The sequence below is a fragment of the Streptomyces sp. R28 genome (assembly GCF_041052385.1).
Classification (GTDB): Bacteria; Actinomycetota; Actinomycetes; order Streptomycetales; family Streptomycetaceae; genus Streptomyces.
In genome coordinates, this window is sequence record NZ_CP163439.1 from 7,436,820 (window position 1) to 7,452,453 (window position 15,634).

The window sequence follows — 15,634 nt, forward strand, 5'->3', positions numbered from 1 at the left end:
TCATGGAAGCATTCACCACGCACACCGGCCGGGCCGTTCCGCTGCGCCGCTCCAACGTCGACACCGACCAGATCATCCCTGCTCACTGGCTCAAGAAGGTGACTCGGGACGGGTTCGAGGACGGGCTGTTCGAGGCCTGGCGCAAGGACGAGACGTTCATCCTCAACCAGCCCGAGCGCCAAGGCGCCACGGTTCTGGTCGCCGGTCCCGACTTCGGCACCGGTTCCTCCCGTGAGCACGCCGTGTGGGCGCTGCAGAACTACGGCTTCAAGGCCGTCATCTCCTCGCGCTTCGCGGACATCTTCCGCGGCAACTCGCTCAAGAACGGCCTGCTCACGGTGGTTCTGGAGCAGAAGATCGTGGACGCGCTGCAGGAGCTCACCGAGAAGGACCCGCAGGCCGAGATCACGGTCGACCTCGAGGCCCGTGAGGTGCGCGCCGAGGGCATCACCGCCGCCTTCGAGCTGGACGAGAACTCCCGCTGGAGGCTGCTGAACGGCCTCGACGACATCTCGATCACCCTGCAGAACGAGGCCGACATCGCCGCCTACGAGGCGAAGCGGCCGTCGTTCAAGCCGCGCACGCTCCAGGCCTGAGCCAAGGCTTCGGCGCAAGGCGACTTTCGGCCACCAAAACACCCGCGCAGTACCCCCGATCGGCCCCGATCGGGGGTACTGCCATGTCTGCACCCGAACGGCCCTGCGCGGCGTGGGTGCGGAGTTCAACTTCCCACGTTACGAAGGGTGTTGCTGGGGTACGCGAGTCCTGTAGCCGTGGCTTCCGCAAGTGCCCGGAAGGCCATTTGAGGCCGGAGTTGCACCCCTGGCAGGCGACAACTCGCCCCAGATGGCACAATCTGTGCATGGAACACGACGGCCAACTCGAGCTCTATGCGGCAGTCGCGGGCCAACTGAAGGAAGCGCATGCAAGGGTGCGCGCACTGCAAGTCCCGGAGGGCGTACGGATGGCGCTGACCCGGAAGCTGCTGGTCATTACGGCCGCGGCCAAACACGACGTCGCCGAAGCGACAAGGCGTCTGGAGGCGTTCATCGCGGACCTCGACGCGGGGCGATTCCCCGAAGAGGAACGCTGAACACCTTCAAGACCGTCGAGTCTGTTGCGGCACAAGGGTGATTAGCCCGTTTCGTGTTTGATTTGCGGTATATATCTGCCTAACGTGCGAAAAAGCTTGAACACTTTCGTTCTGGCGATGTCTCCGAAGGGGAAGACGTGAACAAGGCGCAGCTCGTAGAAGCGATTGCCGACAAGATGGGCGGCCGCCAGCAGGCCGCCGATGCTGTCGACCACGTACTGGACGCCATCGTCCGCGCGGTCGTCTCGGGTGAGCGGGTCTCCGTCACCGGCTTCGGTTCGTTCGAGAAGGTCGACCGCCCGGCTCGGTACGCCCGTAACCCTCAGACGGGCGAGCGGGTTCGGGTCAAGAAGACCTCCGTTCCGCGCTTCCGTGCGGGTCAGGGCTTCAAGGACCTGGTGAGCGGCTCGAAGAAGCTCCCGCGGGGCGGCGAGGTCGCGGTCAAGAAGGCGCCCAAGGGCAGCCTGACCGGTGGTGCCGCGGCGACGGTCAAGAAGGCCGCCGCGAAGAAGACCACCAAGGCGGCCGCCGCGAAGAAGGCGACGGCGAAGAAGACGACGGCCAAGAAGACCACGGCCGCCGCCAAGAAGACCACCGCGAAGAAGGCGCCGGCGAAGAAGACCACGGCGACCGCCAAGACCACCGCGGCGAAGAAGACCACCGCGAAGAAGGCGACGGCCAAGAAGGCCCCGGCGAAGAAGGCGACCGCCAAGAAGGCGCCCGCCAAGAAGTCGACGGCTCGCAAGACCACCGCCAAGAAGGCCACCGCCCGCAAGAGGTAGAACCGCAGGGGCACTCACGCGCCGGGCCGGACTCCGTGGGGAGTCCGGCCCGCGGCGTGTTCAGCCGCCGTTCACAGCGTTTGCAGGGTTACCAGCGTGATGCGCAGGGACTCGCCCTCGCCCTCCGTCTCGATGCGGACCCGTTGCCCGGGGCGCAGCAGCCTCAGGCCGCCCGCGTCGAAGGCCGGGGCGTCGAAGGGGACGGGGGTGCCGTCGTCCAGCAGCACGCTGCCGGAGCGGGTTTCGGCGTCGTAGGTGTATGCGGTGGCCTGCATGACGGCCAGCGTATGCGTTCCGCCGGGAGGCCGCGACGGGTGGTTGTTCGGCTGCGGCGCCGTGGGGCTGGTCGCGCCCACGCGGCGGAGCCGCATATGGACACGGCCCCGCGGCGCCTTGGGGCGTTGCCCTTACTGTTCCTTGATCAGCAGCCGTGCCGCTGCCATCGCTGTGCGCGGGCCTACGCCCAGGGCCAGTGCCGCGCGCAGGTCGGCGCCGGTGTCCACGTCCTGGCGTACGGAATCCACGTCGGCGAGGGGGAGTTCCACCGCCCCCGACGCGCGATGGCGGGCCCGGGAATCCGTGCCGAATGCCGGAAGTAATTCCTGGCCCGGAGCGGCGGCCAGTAGCGTCGTGCCGATTGCGGCCGCATCCGGGAGAAAAGCGCGTGGGAATTGAGCGGCCGAGTCCAGGACCCGGGCCAATTCCAGGGGGCGCAGGGCGGGGAGATCGGCGTTGAGGGCTGCCACGGCGCTTTCGGGGCGGGATGAGCGTACGACTGCCGCCCCGTGCGCCAGTGCCGCGTTCAGGCCGTCTCCCGGCTCGTCCGGGACGATGTGCGCGCCAAGTGCGCCCAGCTCGCGGCCGGCCAGGGTGTCGTTCGTGACGACTGCCACATCCTTCACCGCCGCGCTGGCCAGCGCCGCTGCGACGGTGTCCTGGGCGAAGGCGAGGGCCAGGCCCGGGCGCAATCCGTCGCTCGCGGTGTCCGAAAGCCTGCTCTTCGCCAGCGCCAGGGGCTTCAGGGGTATGACCAAGGTCCACTGCACGAGCGTTTCGTCCCTCTCTTGTCGCGGCCATTGTCACTCAGCCGTCACCAGGGGCATCTGGCGGTTGCGGTGGCGAGGCGTACGGTGTTCTCGACAGACCGGCGGCCTGGGGCGACACTTGTGCGGCCCTCCGGCCCGATGTCCTTGATCCCTAGAGGAAGGTGTCCGCGTGCCCCGCCGCAGAATCGGCTTCTGGTACCGCTTCGCCGCGGTGCTCTGCAAACCGCCGCTGGTGGTTCTGGTCAAGCGGGACTGGCGCGGAATGGAGCACATTCCGGCCGAGGGTGGATTTATCACCGCGGTGAACCATAATTCGCACATCGATCCCTTCGCGTACGCGCACTTTCAGTACAACACCGGCCGGGTTCCGCGATTCCTCGCGAAGAGCGGGCTTTTCCGGAAGGGATTCGTCGGCGCCGCGATGCGCGGCACCGGGCAGATCCCCGTCTACCGGGAAACCACGGACGCGCTGAGCGCCTTCCGGGCCGCGATCGCCGCCGTGGAGCGCGGCGAGTGCGTCGCGTTCTACCCCGAGGGCACCATCACCCGCGACCCCGACCAGTGGCCGATGACCGGCAAGACCGGCGCCGCACGCGTCGCGCTGCAGACCAAGTGCCCGGTGATCCCGGTCGCGCAGTGGGGTGCCAACGAACTGCTGCCGCCCTACGCGAAGAAGGCCAACGTCCTTCCGCGCAAGACCCACCGGGTCCTCGCGGGCCCGCCCGTGGACCTCGGGCGCTTCTACGACAAGGAGATGACCCCGGAGCTGCTCAAGGAAGCGACCGAGGTCATCATGGCCGCCATCACCCGCCAGCTGGAGGAGATCCGCGGCGAGAAGGCGCCCGAGACGCCGTACGATCCGCGCCAGGAGCGCATCGAGCAGCGCCGCAGGACCGCCGCGCAGAACCGGCAGACGCAGCTGAGCGCCGGACAGGAAACGGCCGGACAGGAAGAGGGGCAGGGCACGTGAGCAAGCCCGTCAAGGCGGCAGTTCTGAGTGCGGGTTCGTGGGGAACCGCCTTCGGTATCGTCCTCGCCGACGCGGGATGCGAGGTCACCCTGTGGGCCCGTCGCGCCGAGGTCGCCGAGGCCATCAACTCGAGCCGTACGAACCCCGACTACTTCCCCGGCGTCGAGCTCCCGCAAGGCGTGCGGGCCACCACGGACCCCGCCGAGGCCATGGCCGGCGCAGACTTCACGGTGCTGTCCGTCCCCTCCCAGACGCTGCGCGCCAACCTCGCCGAGTGGACCCCGATGCTGGCGCCGGGCACGGTCCTCGTGTCGCTGATGAAGGGCGTCGAACTCGGCACCACCATGCGGATGAGCGAGGTCATCGAGGACGTGGCCAAGGTCGGCCACGACCGCATCGCCGTGGTCACCGGACCCAACCTCGCCCGCGAGATCGCCGCGCGGATGCCGGCCGCCGCGGTGGTCGCCTGCACCGACGAGGCCGTCGCGCAGCGCCTCCAGGCCGCCAGCCACACGCCGTACTTCCGCCCCTACACCAATACGGACGTGGTGGGTTGCGAACTGGGCGGTGCCGTGAAGAACGTCATCGGCCTCGCCGTCGGCATCGCGGACGGCATGGGCCTCGGCGACAACGCCAAGGGCTCGCTCATCACGCGCGGCCTCGCCGAGACCACGCGGCTCGGGGTCGCGCTGGGCGCCGACCCGCTGACGTTCTCCGGACTCGCGGGCCTGGGCGACCTGGTGGCGACCTGCTCCTCGCCGCTGTCCCGCAACCACACCTTCGGCACCAACCTCGGCAAGGGCATGACCCTGCAGGAGACCATCGCGGTCACCAAGCAGACCGCCGAGGGCGTCAAGTCCTGTGAGTCCGTGCTGGATCTGGCCCGTCGGCACGGCGTCGACATGCCGATCACGGAGACGGTCGTCGGCATCGTGCACGAGGGCAAGCCGCCGGTGGTCGCGCTCAAGGAGCTGATGTCGCGCAGCGCGAAGCCGGAGCGACGCTGAGCGAACCCCACCCTCCGGACGCTGACTCGGACCCTACGGGCGGGTACGCTCAACGCGATATGAGCACCGAGAACCTCCCCCAGAGCCCTGACCAGCAGCCTCGCAAGCCGCGCGTGGCCGTCGTGTTCGGCGGTCGCAGCTCCGAGCACGGGATCTCCATGGTCACCGCCGGCGCCGTACTGAGTGCGATCGACCGGACGAAGTACGACGTCCTGCCGATCGGTATCACGCGGGAAGGCCGCTGGGTGCTCACCGCGGACGAACCGGAACGGATGGCGATCACCGATCGCCGTACGCCCGAGGTCGCGGATCTCACCGACGGCGACGAGGGCGGCGTGGTGCTCCCCGTCGACCCGGCGAACCGCGAAGTCGTCTACACCGAGCCCGGATCGGTGCCCAAGGCGCTGGGCGAGATCGACGTCGTCTTCCCGGTGCTCCACGGCCCCTACGGCGAGGACGGCACCCTGCAAGGCCTGCTGGAGCTCTCCGGCGTGCCGTACGTGGGTTCCGGCGTGCTCGCCTCGGCCGTCGGCCAGGACAAGGAGTACATGAAGCGGGTGTTCACCTCGTTCGGGCTCAAGGTGGGCCCGTACGTGGTGATCCGGCCGCGTGAGTGGGAGCAGGACGAGTCCGCCGCCCGCAAGAAGATCATCGACCTCGCCGGCGACCACGGCTGGCCGCTCTTCGTGAAGCCCGCGCGCGCGGGTTCGTCGATCGGCATCACCAAGGTCGACGACCTGTCCGGCCTGGACGACGCGATCGCCGAGGCGCAGCGGCACGACCCGAAGATCCTCGTCGAGGCCGCGTTGCGCGGCCGTGAGATCGAGTGCGGGGTGCTGGAGCTCGAGGACGGGCCGCGGGCCTCCGTACCGGCCGAGATCCCGCCGCCGGACGCGCACGCGTACTACGACTTCGAGGCCAAGTACATCGACTCGACGCCGGGGATCGTGCCCGCGCCCCTGACGCCGGAGGAGACCGCGGAGGTCCAGCGCCTGGCGGTGGACGCCTTCGAGGCGGCTTCGTGCGAGGGCCTGGTGCGCGCGGACTTCTTCCTCACCGAGGACGGGGAGTTCGTGATCAACGAGATCAACACGATGCCCGGTTTCACGCCGATCTCGATGTACCCGCAGATGTGGCAGGCCAGCGGGATCAGCTACCCGGACCTCGTGGACAAACTGATCGAGGCGGCGATGCGGCGGTCCACCGGCCTCAGGTGACCGCCGTACCGGTCGGGCGCGGGCCCCTTCGGCTGCCTGCCGTTCAGTTGCTCACCGTCAAGTCGGCGACCCCTGCGGGGATCGCCTTCTTGATGGCCGGCGCGAGATCGATCAGCACACTCGAACTGTCCCGGCCCTGCCCCACGGTGACCTCGACGTACGCGCGCCGGCTAGCGGTCGTGAACCGGTACCCCCCGCCGTCCTGCTTCTCCATCAGCCACTTCACGCCTTCGACCCCACCGGCGACCGCGTCCGGGTCGCGCCCCTCGGCCACTTTGGGATCGATCATCTTCGGCGGCCGTACGACACCGCAGCGCAGTATGATCGCCGGGTCGTCCCCCCAGCCCGCGGTCAGCGCGGACGCGGGCGAGGGGTCCTCACGGCGCTCACCGTCCACCTTGGCCGGCAGTACCTTGTCGAGGTTCTGACACAGCTTCGCGGCCTTCGCGCCGGGGCTGGGAACCGCCGCCGACGCGCTGTCGTCTGCTGATGAGCAGCCCGCGGCGGTGATCAGCAGGACCAGCGCGGGCAGCCCGAGGACAGAAGTGTGCCGGTGACGGAAAGAGTTCACCGGCCAAGGTTAGACGGGGGCTACAGATGTACGACCGGGCAGGTCAGGGTGCGGGTGATGCCGTCCACTTGCTGGACCTTCGCGACCACCATGCGACCCAGGTCGTCGACTGTGTCGGCCTGGGCGCGCACGATGACGTCGTACGGTCCTGTCACGTCCTCGGCCTGGATGACTCCAGGGATCTTGCTGATCGTCTCGGCGACGGTCGACGCCTTGCCGACCTCCGTCTGGATCAGGATGTACGCCTGTACCACGGAACCTCCAGGGCGGCCACGAGGATCATGTGGGGAAAAGGAACGCCACGGTATCGCGTCGCCGCTCGCCGCGGGGAGACCTGCGGTGGCCGGGGCTTGCGCGCCGGGGTGCAGGCACGAGAGAAGTTGACGTACACCTCGACCGTAGCGAGGACAGTAGTGACGCGCGACCGGGTGCGGACAGGGACAGAAGGGGCGTAAGGGTAATGAAGGGCACTGTTGGTGAGCTCGGTGAGTTCGGGCTCATCAGGGAGCTCACCTCCCGTCTCACCACCACCCCGGCGGTCCGGGTCGGTCCCGGCGACGACGCCGCGGTGGTGGCCGCGCCCGACCGCAGGGTGGTCGCCAGCACCGACATCCTGCTGGAGGGACGGCACTTCCGCCGTGACTGGTCCACGGCCTACGACGTGGGCCGCAAGGCCGCCGCGCAGAACCTCGCGGACATCGCCGCCATGGGCGCCGTACCGACCGCGCTGCTGCTCGGCCTGGTCGTGCCGGCCGAACTCCCGGTGACCTGGCCGAGCGAGCTGATGGACGGCCTGCGCGACGAGTGCCAGGTCGCGGGCGCCTCGGTGGTCGGCGGCGACGTCGTACGGGGCGACACGATCATGGTGTCGATCACCGCGCTCGGCGATCTGCGCAACCAGGAGCCCGTGACGCGGGCGGGTGCGCAGCCCGGCGACCTCGTCGCGGTGACGGGCTGGCTGGGCTGGTCCGCCGCCGGATACGCCGTGCTCGCCCGCGGCTTCCGCTCGCCGCGGGCCTTCGTGGAGGCGCACCGGCGCCCCGAGCCGCCGTATCACGCGGGTCCGGCCGCAGCGGGGCTCGGCGCGACCGCGATGTGCGACGTCAGCGACGGGCTGATCGCGGACCTCGGGCACATCGCCGAGGCCAGCAAGGTCCGCATCGACATCCGCTCGGGCGCGATCGACATCCCGTCCCAGATGAACGACATCGGGCAGGCCGTCGGCGTCGACCCGATGCAGTGGGTGCTGACCGGGGGAGAGGACCACGCGATCGTGGCGACCTTCCCGCCGGACGTGAAGCTGCCCGCCCGCTGGAAGGTCATCGGCGAGGTCCTCAACCCCTCCGCGCTGCCCCATGTGACGGTGGACGGGGCGCCGTGGACCAAGAAGGGCGGCTGGGACCACTTCGGCGGGGACATCGAGTCATGAAGCCGGGCGTGCTCACGGTGGCGGGCTCCGACTCCGGCGGCGGCGCGGGCATCCAGGCCGACCTGAAGACGATGCTCGCGCTCGGCGTGCACGGCATGAGCGTCCTCACGGCCGTCACCGCCCAGAACTCCCTCGGTGTGCAGGGGGCCTGGGAGCTTCCGGTGGCGGCGGTGCGGGCGCAGTACCGCAGCGTCGTCGACGACATCGGCGTACGGGCCGTCAAGACGGGGATGCTCGCGTCGGCCGAACTCGTCGAGGCGGTGGCCGAGTTGATCGGGGGGACGGACGCGCCCGCGGTGGTCGACCCGGTCGGGGTCTCCAAGCACGGGGACTCGCTGCTGGCGGCCTCCGCGCTCGACTCGGTGCGCACCAAGCTGCTGCCGGTGGCGACCGTCGCGACGCCGAACCTCGACGAGGTGGCCCAACTCACCGGCGTACACGTGGAGTCGGAGGACGACCTGCGGCGCGCCGCGGCGGCCGTGCTGGCGTACGGGCCCCGTTGGGTCGTGGTCAAGGGCGGCCATCTCGCGGGCGACGCCGTGGACCTGCTCACCGACGGCTCCGAGGAGCACTGGCTGCGCGCCCCGCGCCACGACAACCGGCACACGCACGGCACGGGCTGCACCCTCGCCTCCGCGATCGCGTCGCAGCTGGCGAAGGGGCAGTCCGTGCCGGAAGCGGTGGCGGCGGCCAAGGAGTACGTCACCGGGGCGATCGCGGCCGGTTTCGCCCTCGGCGGCGGGATCGGACCGGTCGACCACGGCTGGGCCCTGAGGGCCTGCGAATAACCCCCCCCGCCTGCGCGGCGGCGCCCGGCACGCACGCTCGACGCAGGCCCTCACACGGGGTACTCCGGCAGCTTGATGGCGGTCGCCGACTTCTCGGTGATCCGCTTGAAGAAGGCCGCCAGCGGGCGGGAGGCGAGCAGCCGGTACATCCGGTCCCGGCTGCGGATCAGCCGCTCGGTGGCCGGCGCGAAGAACGGGCCCGCGTTGCCGGACGTCTTCTGGCAGCCCTTGGCGAAGTCCCGGATCCGGGACTCGTACGCGGCGAACGCCGTACGGTGATCCCCGCCCGCCAGGGCGAGTTCACCGGCCAGGACATACGCGCCGACGATCGCCACCCCGGTGCCCATGCCGCCCATCGTTGCCCCGTACCCGGCGTCCCCGAGCAGCGCGACGCGCCCCTTGGTGAGCCGGTCCACGTGGATCTGGGCGATCGCGTCGAAGTACAGGTCGTCGGCCGCCTCCAGGGCCTTGAGGACCCTCGGCCCCTCCCAGCCCATCCCCGCGAACCGCTCGGCGAGGATCCGCTTCTGCGCGGCGATGTCCCGGCGGTCGTAGGACAGCCGCTCGGAACGGAAGACCAGCAGCGCGCCCGCGCGGTCGGGGTCGCCGTCGTAGTTGCCGAGGGCGATCGCGCGGCCGGGCTCGCTGTAGACCCGGCCGGTGCGGTCCAGGCCCAGGTCGTTGGGGACCTCGAAGCCCGCCACGTAGTGGTCGAAGAAGCGCAGGTACCGGGACTCGTCGCCGAAGACGAGACCTCGGGTGTGCGAGTGGAGGCCGTCCGCGCCGATCACCAGGTCGAAGCGGCGGGACGGGCTGTTCTCGAAGGTGACGTCGACACCGTGGGGCGTGTCGGTGAGCGTGGCGATCGAGTCGCCGAAGACGTACTCGACGCGGTCCTTGGTGCGCTCGTACATGATCCGCGCGAGCTCGCCCCGGAAGATCTCCACGTCGCCGCTCATCATCTCCGCAGGCAGGTCCACGCGCGCGTGCCCGTCCGCGTCGACGACGGACTGCCGGCCCATGTGGGTCTGGTGGGCGTGGATCTCGTCCCAGATGCCCATCGAGGTGAGCACCGTGCGGTGGACGTGCCCCCGGAAGTCGACCGCGAAGCCGCCGCCGCGCAGTGCGGGCGCCTTCTCGACGACGGTGACGCGGGCGCCGTAGCGGGCCAGGTTCAGGGCGAGCGCGGGGCCGGCGATGCTGGCGCCGCAGATGAGGACCGTGAGGTGGCTGAGGTCGTGCGTCCTGTTCGTCATGTACGGCAGCCTCGGCGGAGCCGCTGACCGTCCTCCTACCGTTCGCTGACCGCCGCTGACCGTAGCGCGCGGCCCTGCTCGAAGGCCTTCTCGTAGGCCTCGCGGGACAGCTTCTCGCGTATGTCCTTCCGCGTCCGTACGGCATCGGGGTCGCCCTCGGCCGACGCGCCCCGCAGCCCCTGTGCGGCGCCCAGGAGTTCGGCCGCCCGCTCGGGGTGCGGGGCGACGGAGGCCAGGGCCTCGGCGACGGCCGCCAGGGCGAGGGTGTCGGGGACGTCCAGGGCGTGCGTGCGGGCCTGGGCGAACCAGTCGCGGGCCTGGTCGAGATCGCCCTCGGCGGCCGCCGTGCGCCCCAGCCCGATGAGGATCAGGACGGTCTCGCCGACGCTGAACCAGTTCGCCGCGCAGGCCTGGAGAGCGCTTTCGTAGTGCACGCGCGCGTGGGCGGTGTTCCCGGTTGCGCAGAGCCGGGCCGCATCGCCGAGACCGCGCCGGGCGGCCGCCACCTTGTCCGGGGCACCCGCCGCACGGGCCAGGTCGGCGGCGCGTGTGAACAGCGCCACCGCCTCTTCGGTGTCGCCCCGGTACAGCAGCACGGTGGCGCGGGAGCGCAGCAGGTCGGAGGTCTCCTCGGGTGCGTCCAGTTCCTGGACGTACGCCAGGCCTTCGTCGAACAGCTCCAGGGCGCGCGCGTAGTCGCCACGCCGGCCCGCGAAACCACCCAGCGGATCCAGGCAGTTGGCCATGCCCCAGCGGTCACCGGTCGCCCGGAAGCCGGCCAGGGAGCGCGCGAAGGCCGCCTCGGAGGCCACGGGGTCGCCACTGAACTGCGCCTGGTAGGCGAGCCCCAGATCCAGCAGCGCGCAGCCCCACGGTTCGCCGCCGACCTGGACGGCGAGCAGGTCGTCGTCCACCGCGTACAGCGGGCCGGCGGCCAGCGACCACAGGACCATGGTGAACGGCAGCCGCAGCGGCTCGTCCAGGGTGTGCATGAGCGCGGCCACGCGCGCGATGCGGCCGGGTTCGCCAGGATCGTCGCCGCGGACGGTGACAGTGTTCATCAGACACAGGGCGTACTCCTCCGCCAGCCCCGGCGGCGGTGCCTCGCCGACCGCCGCCAGCAGGGCGCGGGCCAGGGGCACCTGCTCGCCGTGCGGGGCGCGCAGCCGCCAGAACCAGGACAGGGCGGCCATCAGCCGCAGGGCGTCCTCGGGGGCCGTGGCGACGAGATGGCGCAGAGCGGCGTCCAGGTTGTCCCGCTCGGCGTCCAGACGGGCCAGCCAGGGGAGTTGGCCGCCTCCGCGCAGACACGGTTCCGCGCGCTCGGCCAGCGCCCGGAAGTACCTCGCGTGGGCGTCCCGCAGCCGGTGCTCGTCCTCCAGCCGCTCGGCGGCGTACGCACGGATGGTCTCCAGCATCCGGTAGCGGCCCTCGGACACCTCCAGGAACGACTTCTCCACCAGCGAGGCCAGCAGGTCCTCCGGATACGGGGTCGCGCACACCGCCTCGACCGCCTCCAGAGTGGCCCCGCCCACGAAGACCGTGAGCCGGGTCGCCAGCTCCCGCTCCTCCTCGTCCAGGAGGTCCCAGCTCCACTCCACGACGGCGCGCAGGGTCCGATGCCGGGGAGCCTTGGAGCGGTCGCCGCGGGAGAGAAGACGGAACCGGTCGCCCAGGCGGTCCGCCAACTCGTCCGGGGTGAGGGTGCGCAGGCGGGCCGCCGCCAGCTCGATGGCGAGGGGCAGCCCGTCGAGGGCCGCGCAGATGTCGGCCACACGCGCGTGGCCCTCGAATCCGGGACGCACGGCCCGCGCGCGATCCAGGAAGAGCCGGCCCGCGGGCTCCGGCGGCAGCGGCGGCACGGGGATCAGGACCTCACCGGTGATGCCGAGCGACTCACGGCTCGTGGCGAGCACGCGCACCCCGGGACACGCGCCGAGGAGCAGCGTGGACAGCCGGGCCGTCTCCGCCACCAGGTGCTCGCAGTTGTCGAGGACGAGGACGAGCTCGCGGTCCTCCAGCGCGGCCAGCAGCCGCTCGGTGCCGTCCGTCGCGGGTGTGCGCAAGCCGTCGCGCACACCAAGGGCGGTCAGTACGGCGTACGGGATCTGCGCCCCGTCGGTGAGCGGGGCCAGCTCGGCGTAACAGACGTCGCTGTGCCCGCTCGCCGCCTCGATCGCCAGCCTGGTCTTGCCCGCGCCGCCGGGGCCGGTGAGCGTGACGAGACGGGAGCCGGATCCCCCACTCAGAAGCTCAAAGATCCGTGCGAGTTCCCTCTCGCGGCCGACGAAGCGGGTGAGCTGGACGGGGACCCGTCGACGGTCGTCCCGCTGTCCCCGGAGCAGCTCCATGTGCAGCGCGGACAACTCGGCCGAGGGATCCGCGCCCAGCTCCTCCGAGAGCGCGCGCCGCGCCTCCTCGTACACCGCCAGCGCCTCGGCGGGCCGCCCGCCCGCGTGCAGGGCGCGCATCAGCAGGCCGTACAGCCGTTCGCTCAGGGGGTGCGCGGAGACGAGCGCCCGTAGCTCCGGTACGAGGTCGCGGCCGCCGCCGAGCGCCAGATCCGCCTCGACGCGGTCCTGCACGGCGGCCAGCCTGAGCTCTTCGAGCCGGGTGCGCTCGGCCTGCGCGTCCGGGAGGTCGGGCAGGGCGGGGCCGCGCCACAGGGCGAGCGCGTCGAGGAGTCCGGCCGCGGCTTGCCGGTGGTCCCCGGCGGCGAGGGCGGCACGTCCCTCGGCGGCCAGCTGCGCGAACCGGTGGGCGTCCACCGTGTCGGGAGCTGTGACGATGCGGTAGCCGGTCGCGGTGGCCTCGATCTCCGTGTGCGGGGTCAGGCGCCTGCGCAGGCGGGAGATCTGCGACTGGAGGGCGTTGGCGGCACCGGCGGGCGGCCGGCTGCCGTAGAGGCCGTCGAACAGCCGCTCCGTGGAGACCGTTCGGCCCGCCTCGAGGAGCAGGAGGGTGAGCAGTGCGCGGGGGCGAGGGCCTCCGGGGTCGACGGGTGTGCCGTCGTCGGTGCGTACCTCCAGGGAACCCAGGATGCCGAATCGCATGCTCGGGATTCTGGCAGGTCAATGGGCTGCCAGGTCAGTGCTCCGGCAGGTCGGTGCGCTGCCGGGTACAGCAAGAAGCCGGCCCACCCGCAGGTGGACCGGCTTATTACAGCGAACCAGCAGTGGCCGCGCGCTTAGCTGTGCGTCAGCGCGAGACCTTGCCGGCCTTGATGCACGAGGTGCAAGCGTTCACGCGCTTCGGCGTCCCGCTGACCACGGTACGGACGCGCTGGATGTTCGGGTTCCAGCGACGGGACGTACGGCGGTGCGAGTGCGAGATGTTGTTGCCGAAGCCCGGCCCCTTGCCGCAGACGTCGCAGTTGGCAGCCACGGGTCACTCCAAAGACTTCAGATGCACTTACGGTTGATCCCGGCAGGCCGGGATCGAGATCTAGGATCTGAGTGGCTTTGCCAGGGGGTGGCCCGATCGGATCGGGCAACCGGAGCAGCATACAACGACTGCGCCAGTGCAACGAAACTACCATGGCTGCTCAGAGCCCCGCTCCCGGCCCTCTTCCGCCGCACACCGGCCCTGGGTCTACGCTGCGTGCCACGTCCAGCAGCTCAAGGAGGCGCAGGTGGCGCACGTGCCGCAGACATTCTTCGATGCTCTCGCGGTGCGCACCTGGTGCGGCCTCGCGTTGGAGTCGCTGGGTCGCGCGCGTGAGGAGATCGACGCGATCAACGTCTATCCCGTGGCCGACGGTGACACCGGGACGAACCTGTATCTGACCGTGGAGTCGGCCGTGGCCGCGGTCGAGGCGGTGTTCGCCGGGCACGCGGTGGACTCCGCCCGGACCGGGAGCCCCTCGCTGACCGACGCCGTGCGCGCGATGGCGCACGGGGCCCTGATCGGGGCCCGGGGGAACTCCGGGACGATCCTCGCGCAGCTGCTGCGTGGCATGGCACAGGTGCTCGCCGCCGGCGGTGAGACGGCTCACACCGACGGACCGGGCCTGCGGCTCGCCCTGCGCCGCGCCGCCGACTCCGCGCGCGAGGCCGTGGCCCATCCCGTCGAGGGCACGGTGCTCTCGGTCGCCTCGGCCGCCGCCGACGCGGCCGACGGAGCGGAGGGCGACTGCGGGACGGTCGCGCGGGCGGCCTACGAGGGGGCGCGGGCCGCCCTCGCCGCGACGCCCGGCCAGCTGCCCGTCCTGGAGCGCGCCGGGGTCGTCGACGCGGGTGGGCGCGGGCTGGTGGCGGTGCTCGCGGCGCTGGTGGAGACGTTCACCGGGGAGGCACCGCGGGGGGGCGGGTCCTCGGCTACGGGGTCCGGTTCCGGTTCCGGTTCCGGTTCCGGGACGTACGGGCGCGGAGGGCGCGGCGGGGCCGGGGATGAGCAGGGGCTCCTTGGGATGCCGCCCTCGGGTCTGGAGGCGGGTGCCGTTCCGGGGCCGGACCTGGAGCCGGGTGCCTTTCCGAGGGGCGACGACCATCTCGTCGATGACTGCGCCGACGGTGAGGCCGACCACGGTGGAGGCGGTCCCGCCTTCGAGGTGATCTACCTCCTGGAGGCCGATGACGCGGCCGTTGCGCGACTGCGGGCACGGCTCGACGCCCTGGGGGACTCCCTCGTCGTGGTCGGCGGCGACGGGCTGTGGAACGTCCATGTGCACGTCGACGACGCGGGTGCCGCCGTGGAGGCGGGCGTCGAGGCCGGGCGGCCGTACCGGATCCGGATCACCCACTTCGGCCTCGGCGACGTCCACACCACCGGCGGCGAGCGGCCGCCGCGGGAGCGGGTTCAGCGCGCAGTGGTGGCCGTCGTGCCGGGCGAGGGACTGGCCGGGCTGTACACCGAGGCCGGCGCGACCGCCGTGCTCGCGCGCCCCGGGGAGCCGCCCGCCAGTGGGGAGCTCGTCGACGCGGTACGGCGGGCCCACGCGCGCGAGGTCGTGCTGCTGCCCAACGACCCCGAGCTGCGCCACACCGCGGCCGCCGCGGCCGAGCAGGCCCGTGCGGAGGGCATCCGCGTGGCGCTGATCCCGACCCGCTCCGCGGTCCAGGGCATCGCGGCGCTCGCCGTGCACGAGCCGGAACGCCGCTTCGACGAGGACGTCGTGTCGATGACCTCGGCGGCCGGCGCGACCCGGTACGGCGAGGTCGCCGTCGCGGAGCGCCAGGCCTGGACCATGGCCGGCATCTGCCAGGCCGGCGACGTCCTCGGCCTCATCGACGGCGACGTGGCCGTGATCGACTCGGACGTCATGGCCGCCGCGGAGACCGTCCTCGACCGCATGATCGCGGCCGGCGGCGAGCTTGTCACGATCGTGCTCGGCGACGAGGCGCCGGAGACGATCGCCGAGCACCTCGAAGCACGCGTGCGTGAGTCCTATCTCGCCGTCGACACGGTGGTGTACCGGGGCGGGCGGCAAGGGGCGCTGCTGCTCATCGGCGTGGAATAGGGCCCGGGCCCCGGCTC

16 protein-coding genes are annotated in these 15,634 nt (G+C 71.4%); 9 read left to right on the forward strand and 7 right to left on the reverse strand.

What is annotated here, in order from left to right:
- Nucleotides 1–2 precede the first annotated feature (2 nt).
- From leuD to AB5J49_RS33515, 3 genes are all read left to right on the forward strand, one after another.
- Nucleotides 3–596 carry a 3-isopropylmalate dehydratase small subunit gene (leuD, locus tag AB5J49_RS33505; RefSeq protein ID WP_369172597.1) on the forward strand — a complete coding sequence of 198 codons (594 nt, stop codon included), beginning with the start codon at nt 3–5 and terminating at the stop codon, nt 594–596.
- Between the two features lie 266 nt (nt 597–862).
- On the forward strand, nt 863–1,093 hold the full coding sequence (locus tag AB5J49_RS33510) for a hypothetical protein (RefSeq protein WP_369172598.1): 231 nt from the start codon (nt 863–865) through the stop codon (nt 1,091–1,093).
- A 137-nt stretch (nt 1,094–1,230) separates the two neighbouring features.
- Nucleotides 1,231–1,875 carry an HU family DNA-binding protein gene (locus AB5J49_RS33515; RefSeq protein WP_369172599.1) on the forward strand — a complete coding sequence of 215 codons (645 nt, stop codon included), beginning with the start codon at nt 1,231–1,233 and terminating at the stop codon, nt 1,873–1,875.
- Between the two features lie 71 nt (nt 1,876–1,946).
- Here AB5J49_RS33515 and AB5J49_RS33520 read toward each other — a convergent pair whose 3' ends face one another.
- Both AB5J49_RS33520 and cofC read right to left on the reverse strand, forming a co-directional pair.
- Nucleotides 1,947–2,150, reverse strand: a complete 204-nt coding sequence (locus tag AB5J49_RS33520; RefSeq protein ID WP_369172600.1) for a hypothetical protein — start codon at nt 2,148–2,150, stop codon at nt 1,947–1,949.
- A gap of 132 nt (nt 2,151–2,282) precedes the next feature.
- Nucleotides 2,283–2,921, reverse strand: coding sequence for a 2-phospho-L-lactate guanylyltransferase (cofC, locus tag AB5J49_RS33525; RefSeq protein ID WP_369172601.1), 639 nt, complete (start codon nt 2,919–2,921; stop codon nt 2,283–2,285).
- 169 nt (nt 2,922–3,090) lie between these two features.
- Between cofC and AB5J49_RS33530 the strand changes: the two genes are divergently transcribed.
- Genes AB5J49_RS33530 through AB5J49_RS33540 form a run of 3 tightly spaced genes read left to right on the forward strand, consistent with a single transcriptional unit; the run spans nt 3,091 to nt 6,115 of the window.
- Nucleotides 3,091–3,891, forward strand: a complete 801-nt coding sequence (locus AB5J49_RS33530) for a lysophospholipid acyltransferase family protein (protein WP_369172602.1) — start codon at nt 3,091–3,093, stop codon at nt 3,889–3,891.
- The gene (locus AB5J49_RS33535; RefSeq protein WP_369172603.1) at nt 3,888–4,898 is read left to right on the forward strand and encodes an NAD(P)H-dependent glycerol-3-phosphate dehydrogenase; all 1,011 of its coding nucleotides are present in this window, start codon (nt 3,888–3,890) and stop codon (nt 4,896–4,898) included. Before AB5J49_RS33530 ends, AB5J49_RS33535 begins: the two co-directional genes overlap by 4 nt.
- A gap of 59 nt (nt 4,899–4,957) precedes the next feature.
- Nucleotides 4,958–6,115 (forward strand): D-alanine--D-alanine ligase family protein, encoded by a 1,158-nt coding sequence (locus AB5J49_RS33540; RefSeq protein WP_369172604.1) that lies wholly within the window; start codon nt 4,958–4,960, stop codon nt 6,113–6,115.
- 43 nt (nt 6,116–6,158) lie between these two features.
- Here AB5J49_RS33540 and AB5J49_RS33545 read toward each other — a convergent pair whose 3' ends face one another.
- Together AB5J49_RS33545 and AB5J49_RS33550 are read right to left on the reverse strand one after the other, a co-directional pair.
- Nucleotides 6,159–6,686, reverse strand: a complete 528-nt coding sequence (locus tag AB5J49_RS33545; RefSeq protein ID WP_369172605.1) for a DUF3515 domain-containing protein — start codon at nt 6,684–6,686, stop codon at nt 6,159–6,161.
- 20 nt (nt 6,687–6,706) lie between these two features.
- On the reverse strand, nt 6,707–6,940 hold the full coding sequence (locus tag AB5J49_RS33550) for an Lrp/AsnC family transcriptional regulator (RefSeq protein ID WP_003997603.1): 234 nt from the start codon (nt 6,938–6,940) through the stop codon (nt 6,707–6,709).
- A gap of 206 nt (nt 6,941–7,146) precedes the next feature.
- Between AB5J49_RS33550 and AB5J49_RS33555 the strand changes: the two genes are divergently transcribed.
- Both AB5J49_RS33555 and thiD read left to right on the forward strand, forming a co-directional pair.
- Nucleotides 7,147–8,115, forward strand: coding sequence for a thiamine-phosphate kinase (locus AB5J49_RS33555; RefSeq protein WP_369172606.1), 969 nt, complete (start codon nt 7,147–7,149; stop codon nt 8,113–8,115).
- Complete coding sequence (thiD, locus tag AB5J49_RS33560; protein WP_369172607.1) at nt 8,112–8,903, forward strand: bifunctional hydroxymethylpyrimidine kinase/phosphomethylpyrimidine kinase; 792 nt, start codon at nt 8,112–8,114, stop codon at nt 8,901–8,903. The genes AB5J49_RS33555 and thiD overlap by 4 nt, the downstream gene beginning before the upstream one ends.
- A gap of 50 nt (nt 8,904–8,953) precedes the next feature.
- Here the strand turns inward: thiD and AB5J49_RS33565 are convergent, their stop codons facing one another.
- The 3 genes from AB5J49_RS33565 to rpmB form a co-directional block, all read right to left on the reverse strand.
- The gene (locus AB5J49_RS33565; protein WP_369172608.1) at nt 8,954–10,159 is read right to left on the reverse strand and encodes an FAD-dependent monooxygenase; all 1,206 of its coding nucleotides are present in this window, start codon (nt 10,157–10,159) and stop codon (nt 8,954–8,956) included.
- Nucleotides 10,160–10,194: 35 nt separating this feature from the next.
- The gene (locus AB5J49_RS33570; protein ID WP_369172609.1) at nt 10,195–13,212 is read right to left on the reverse strand and encodes a BTAD domain-containing putative transcriptional regulator; all 3,018 of its coding nucleotides are present in this window, start codon (nt 13,210–13,212) and stop codon (nt 10,195–10,197) included.
- 145 nt (nt 13,213–13,357) lie between these two features.
- Nucleotides 13,358–13,543 (reverse strand): 50S ribosomal protein L28, encoded by a 186-nt coding sequence (rpmB, locus tag AB5J49_RS33575; RefSeq protein WP_003973430.1) that lies wholly within the window; start codon nt 13,541–13,543, stop codon nt 13,358–13,360.
- A 247-nt stretch (nt 13,544–13,790) separates the two neighbouring features.
- Here rpmB and AB5J49_RS33580 point away from each other — a divergent pair, with 247 nt between their 5' ends.
- A complete protein-coding gene (locus AB5J49_RS33580) occupies nt 13,791–15,617 on the forward strand; it encodes a DAK2 domain-containing protein (RefSeq protein ID WP_369172610.1) in 1,827 nt (608 codons plus the stop codon).
- Nucleotides 15,618–15,634 lie beyond the last annotated feature (17 nt).

What these genes read in the sequence shown, in the direction of transcription:
- AB5J49_RS33570 (WP_369172609.1), bottom strand. Translation starts at nt 13,212, where the DNA reads ATGCGATTCGGCATCCTGGGTTCCCTGGAGGTACGCACCGACGACGGC.
- leuD (WP_369172597.1), top strand. Translation starts at nt 3, where the DNA reads ATGGAAGCATTCACCACGCACACCGGCCGGGCCGTTCCGCTGCGCCGC.
- AB5J49_RS33555 (WP_369172606.1), top strand. Translation starts at nt 7,147, where the DNA reads ATGAAGGGCACTGTTGGTGAGCTCGGTGAGTTCGGGCTCATCAGGGAG.
- AB5J49_RS33520 (WP_369172600.1), bottom strand. Translation starts at nt 2,150, where the DNA reads ATGCAGGCCACCGCATACACCTACGACGCCGAAACCCGCTCCGGCAGC.
- AB5J49_RS33510 (WP_369172598.1), top strand. Translation starts at nt 863, where the DNA reads ATGGAACACGACGGCCAACTCGAGCTCTATGCGGCAGTCGCGGGCCAA.
- AB5J49_RS33565 (WP_369172608.1), bottom strand. Translation starts at nt 10,159, where the DNA reads ATGACGAACAGGACGCACGACCTCAGCCACCTCACGGTCCTCATCTGC.
- AB5J49_RS33540 (WP_369172604.1), top strand. Translation starts at nt 4,958, where the DNA reads ATGAGCACCGAGAACCTCCCCCAGAGCCCTGACCAGCAGCCTCGCAAG.
- thiD (WP_369172607.1), top strand. Translation starts at nt 8,112, where the DNA reads ATGAAGCCGGGCGTGCTCACGGTGGCGGGCTCCGACTCCGGCGGCGGC.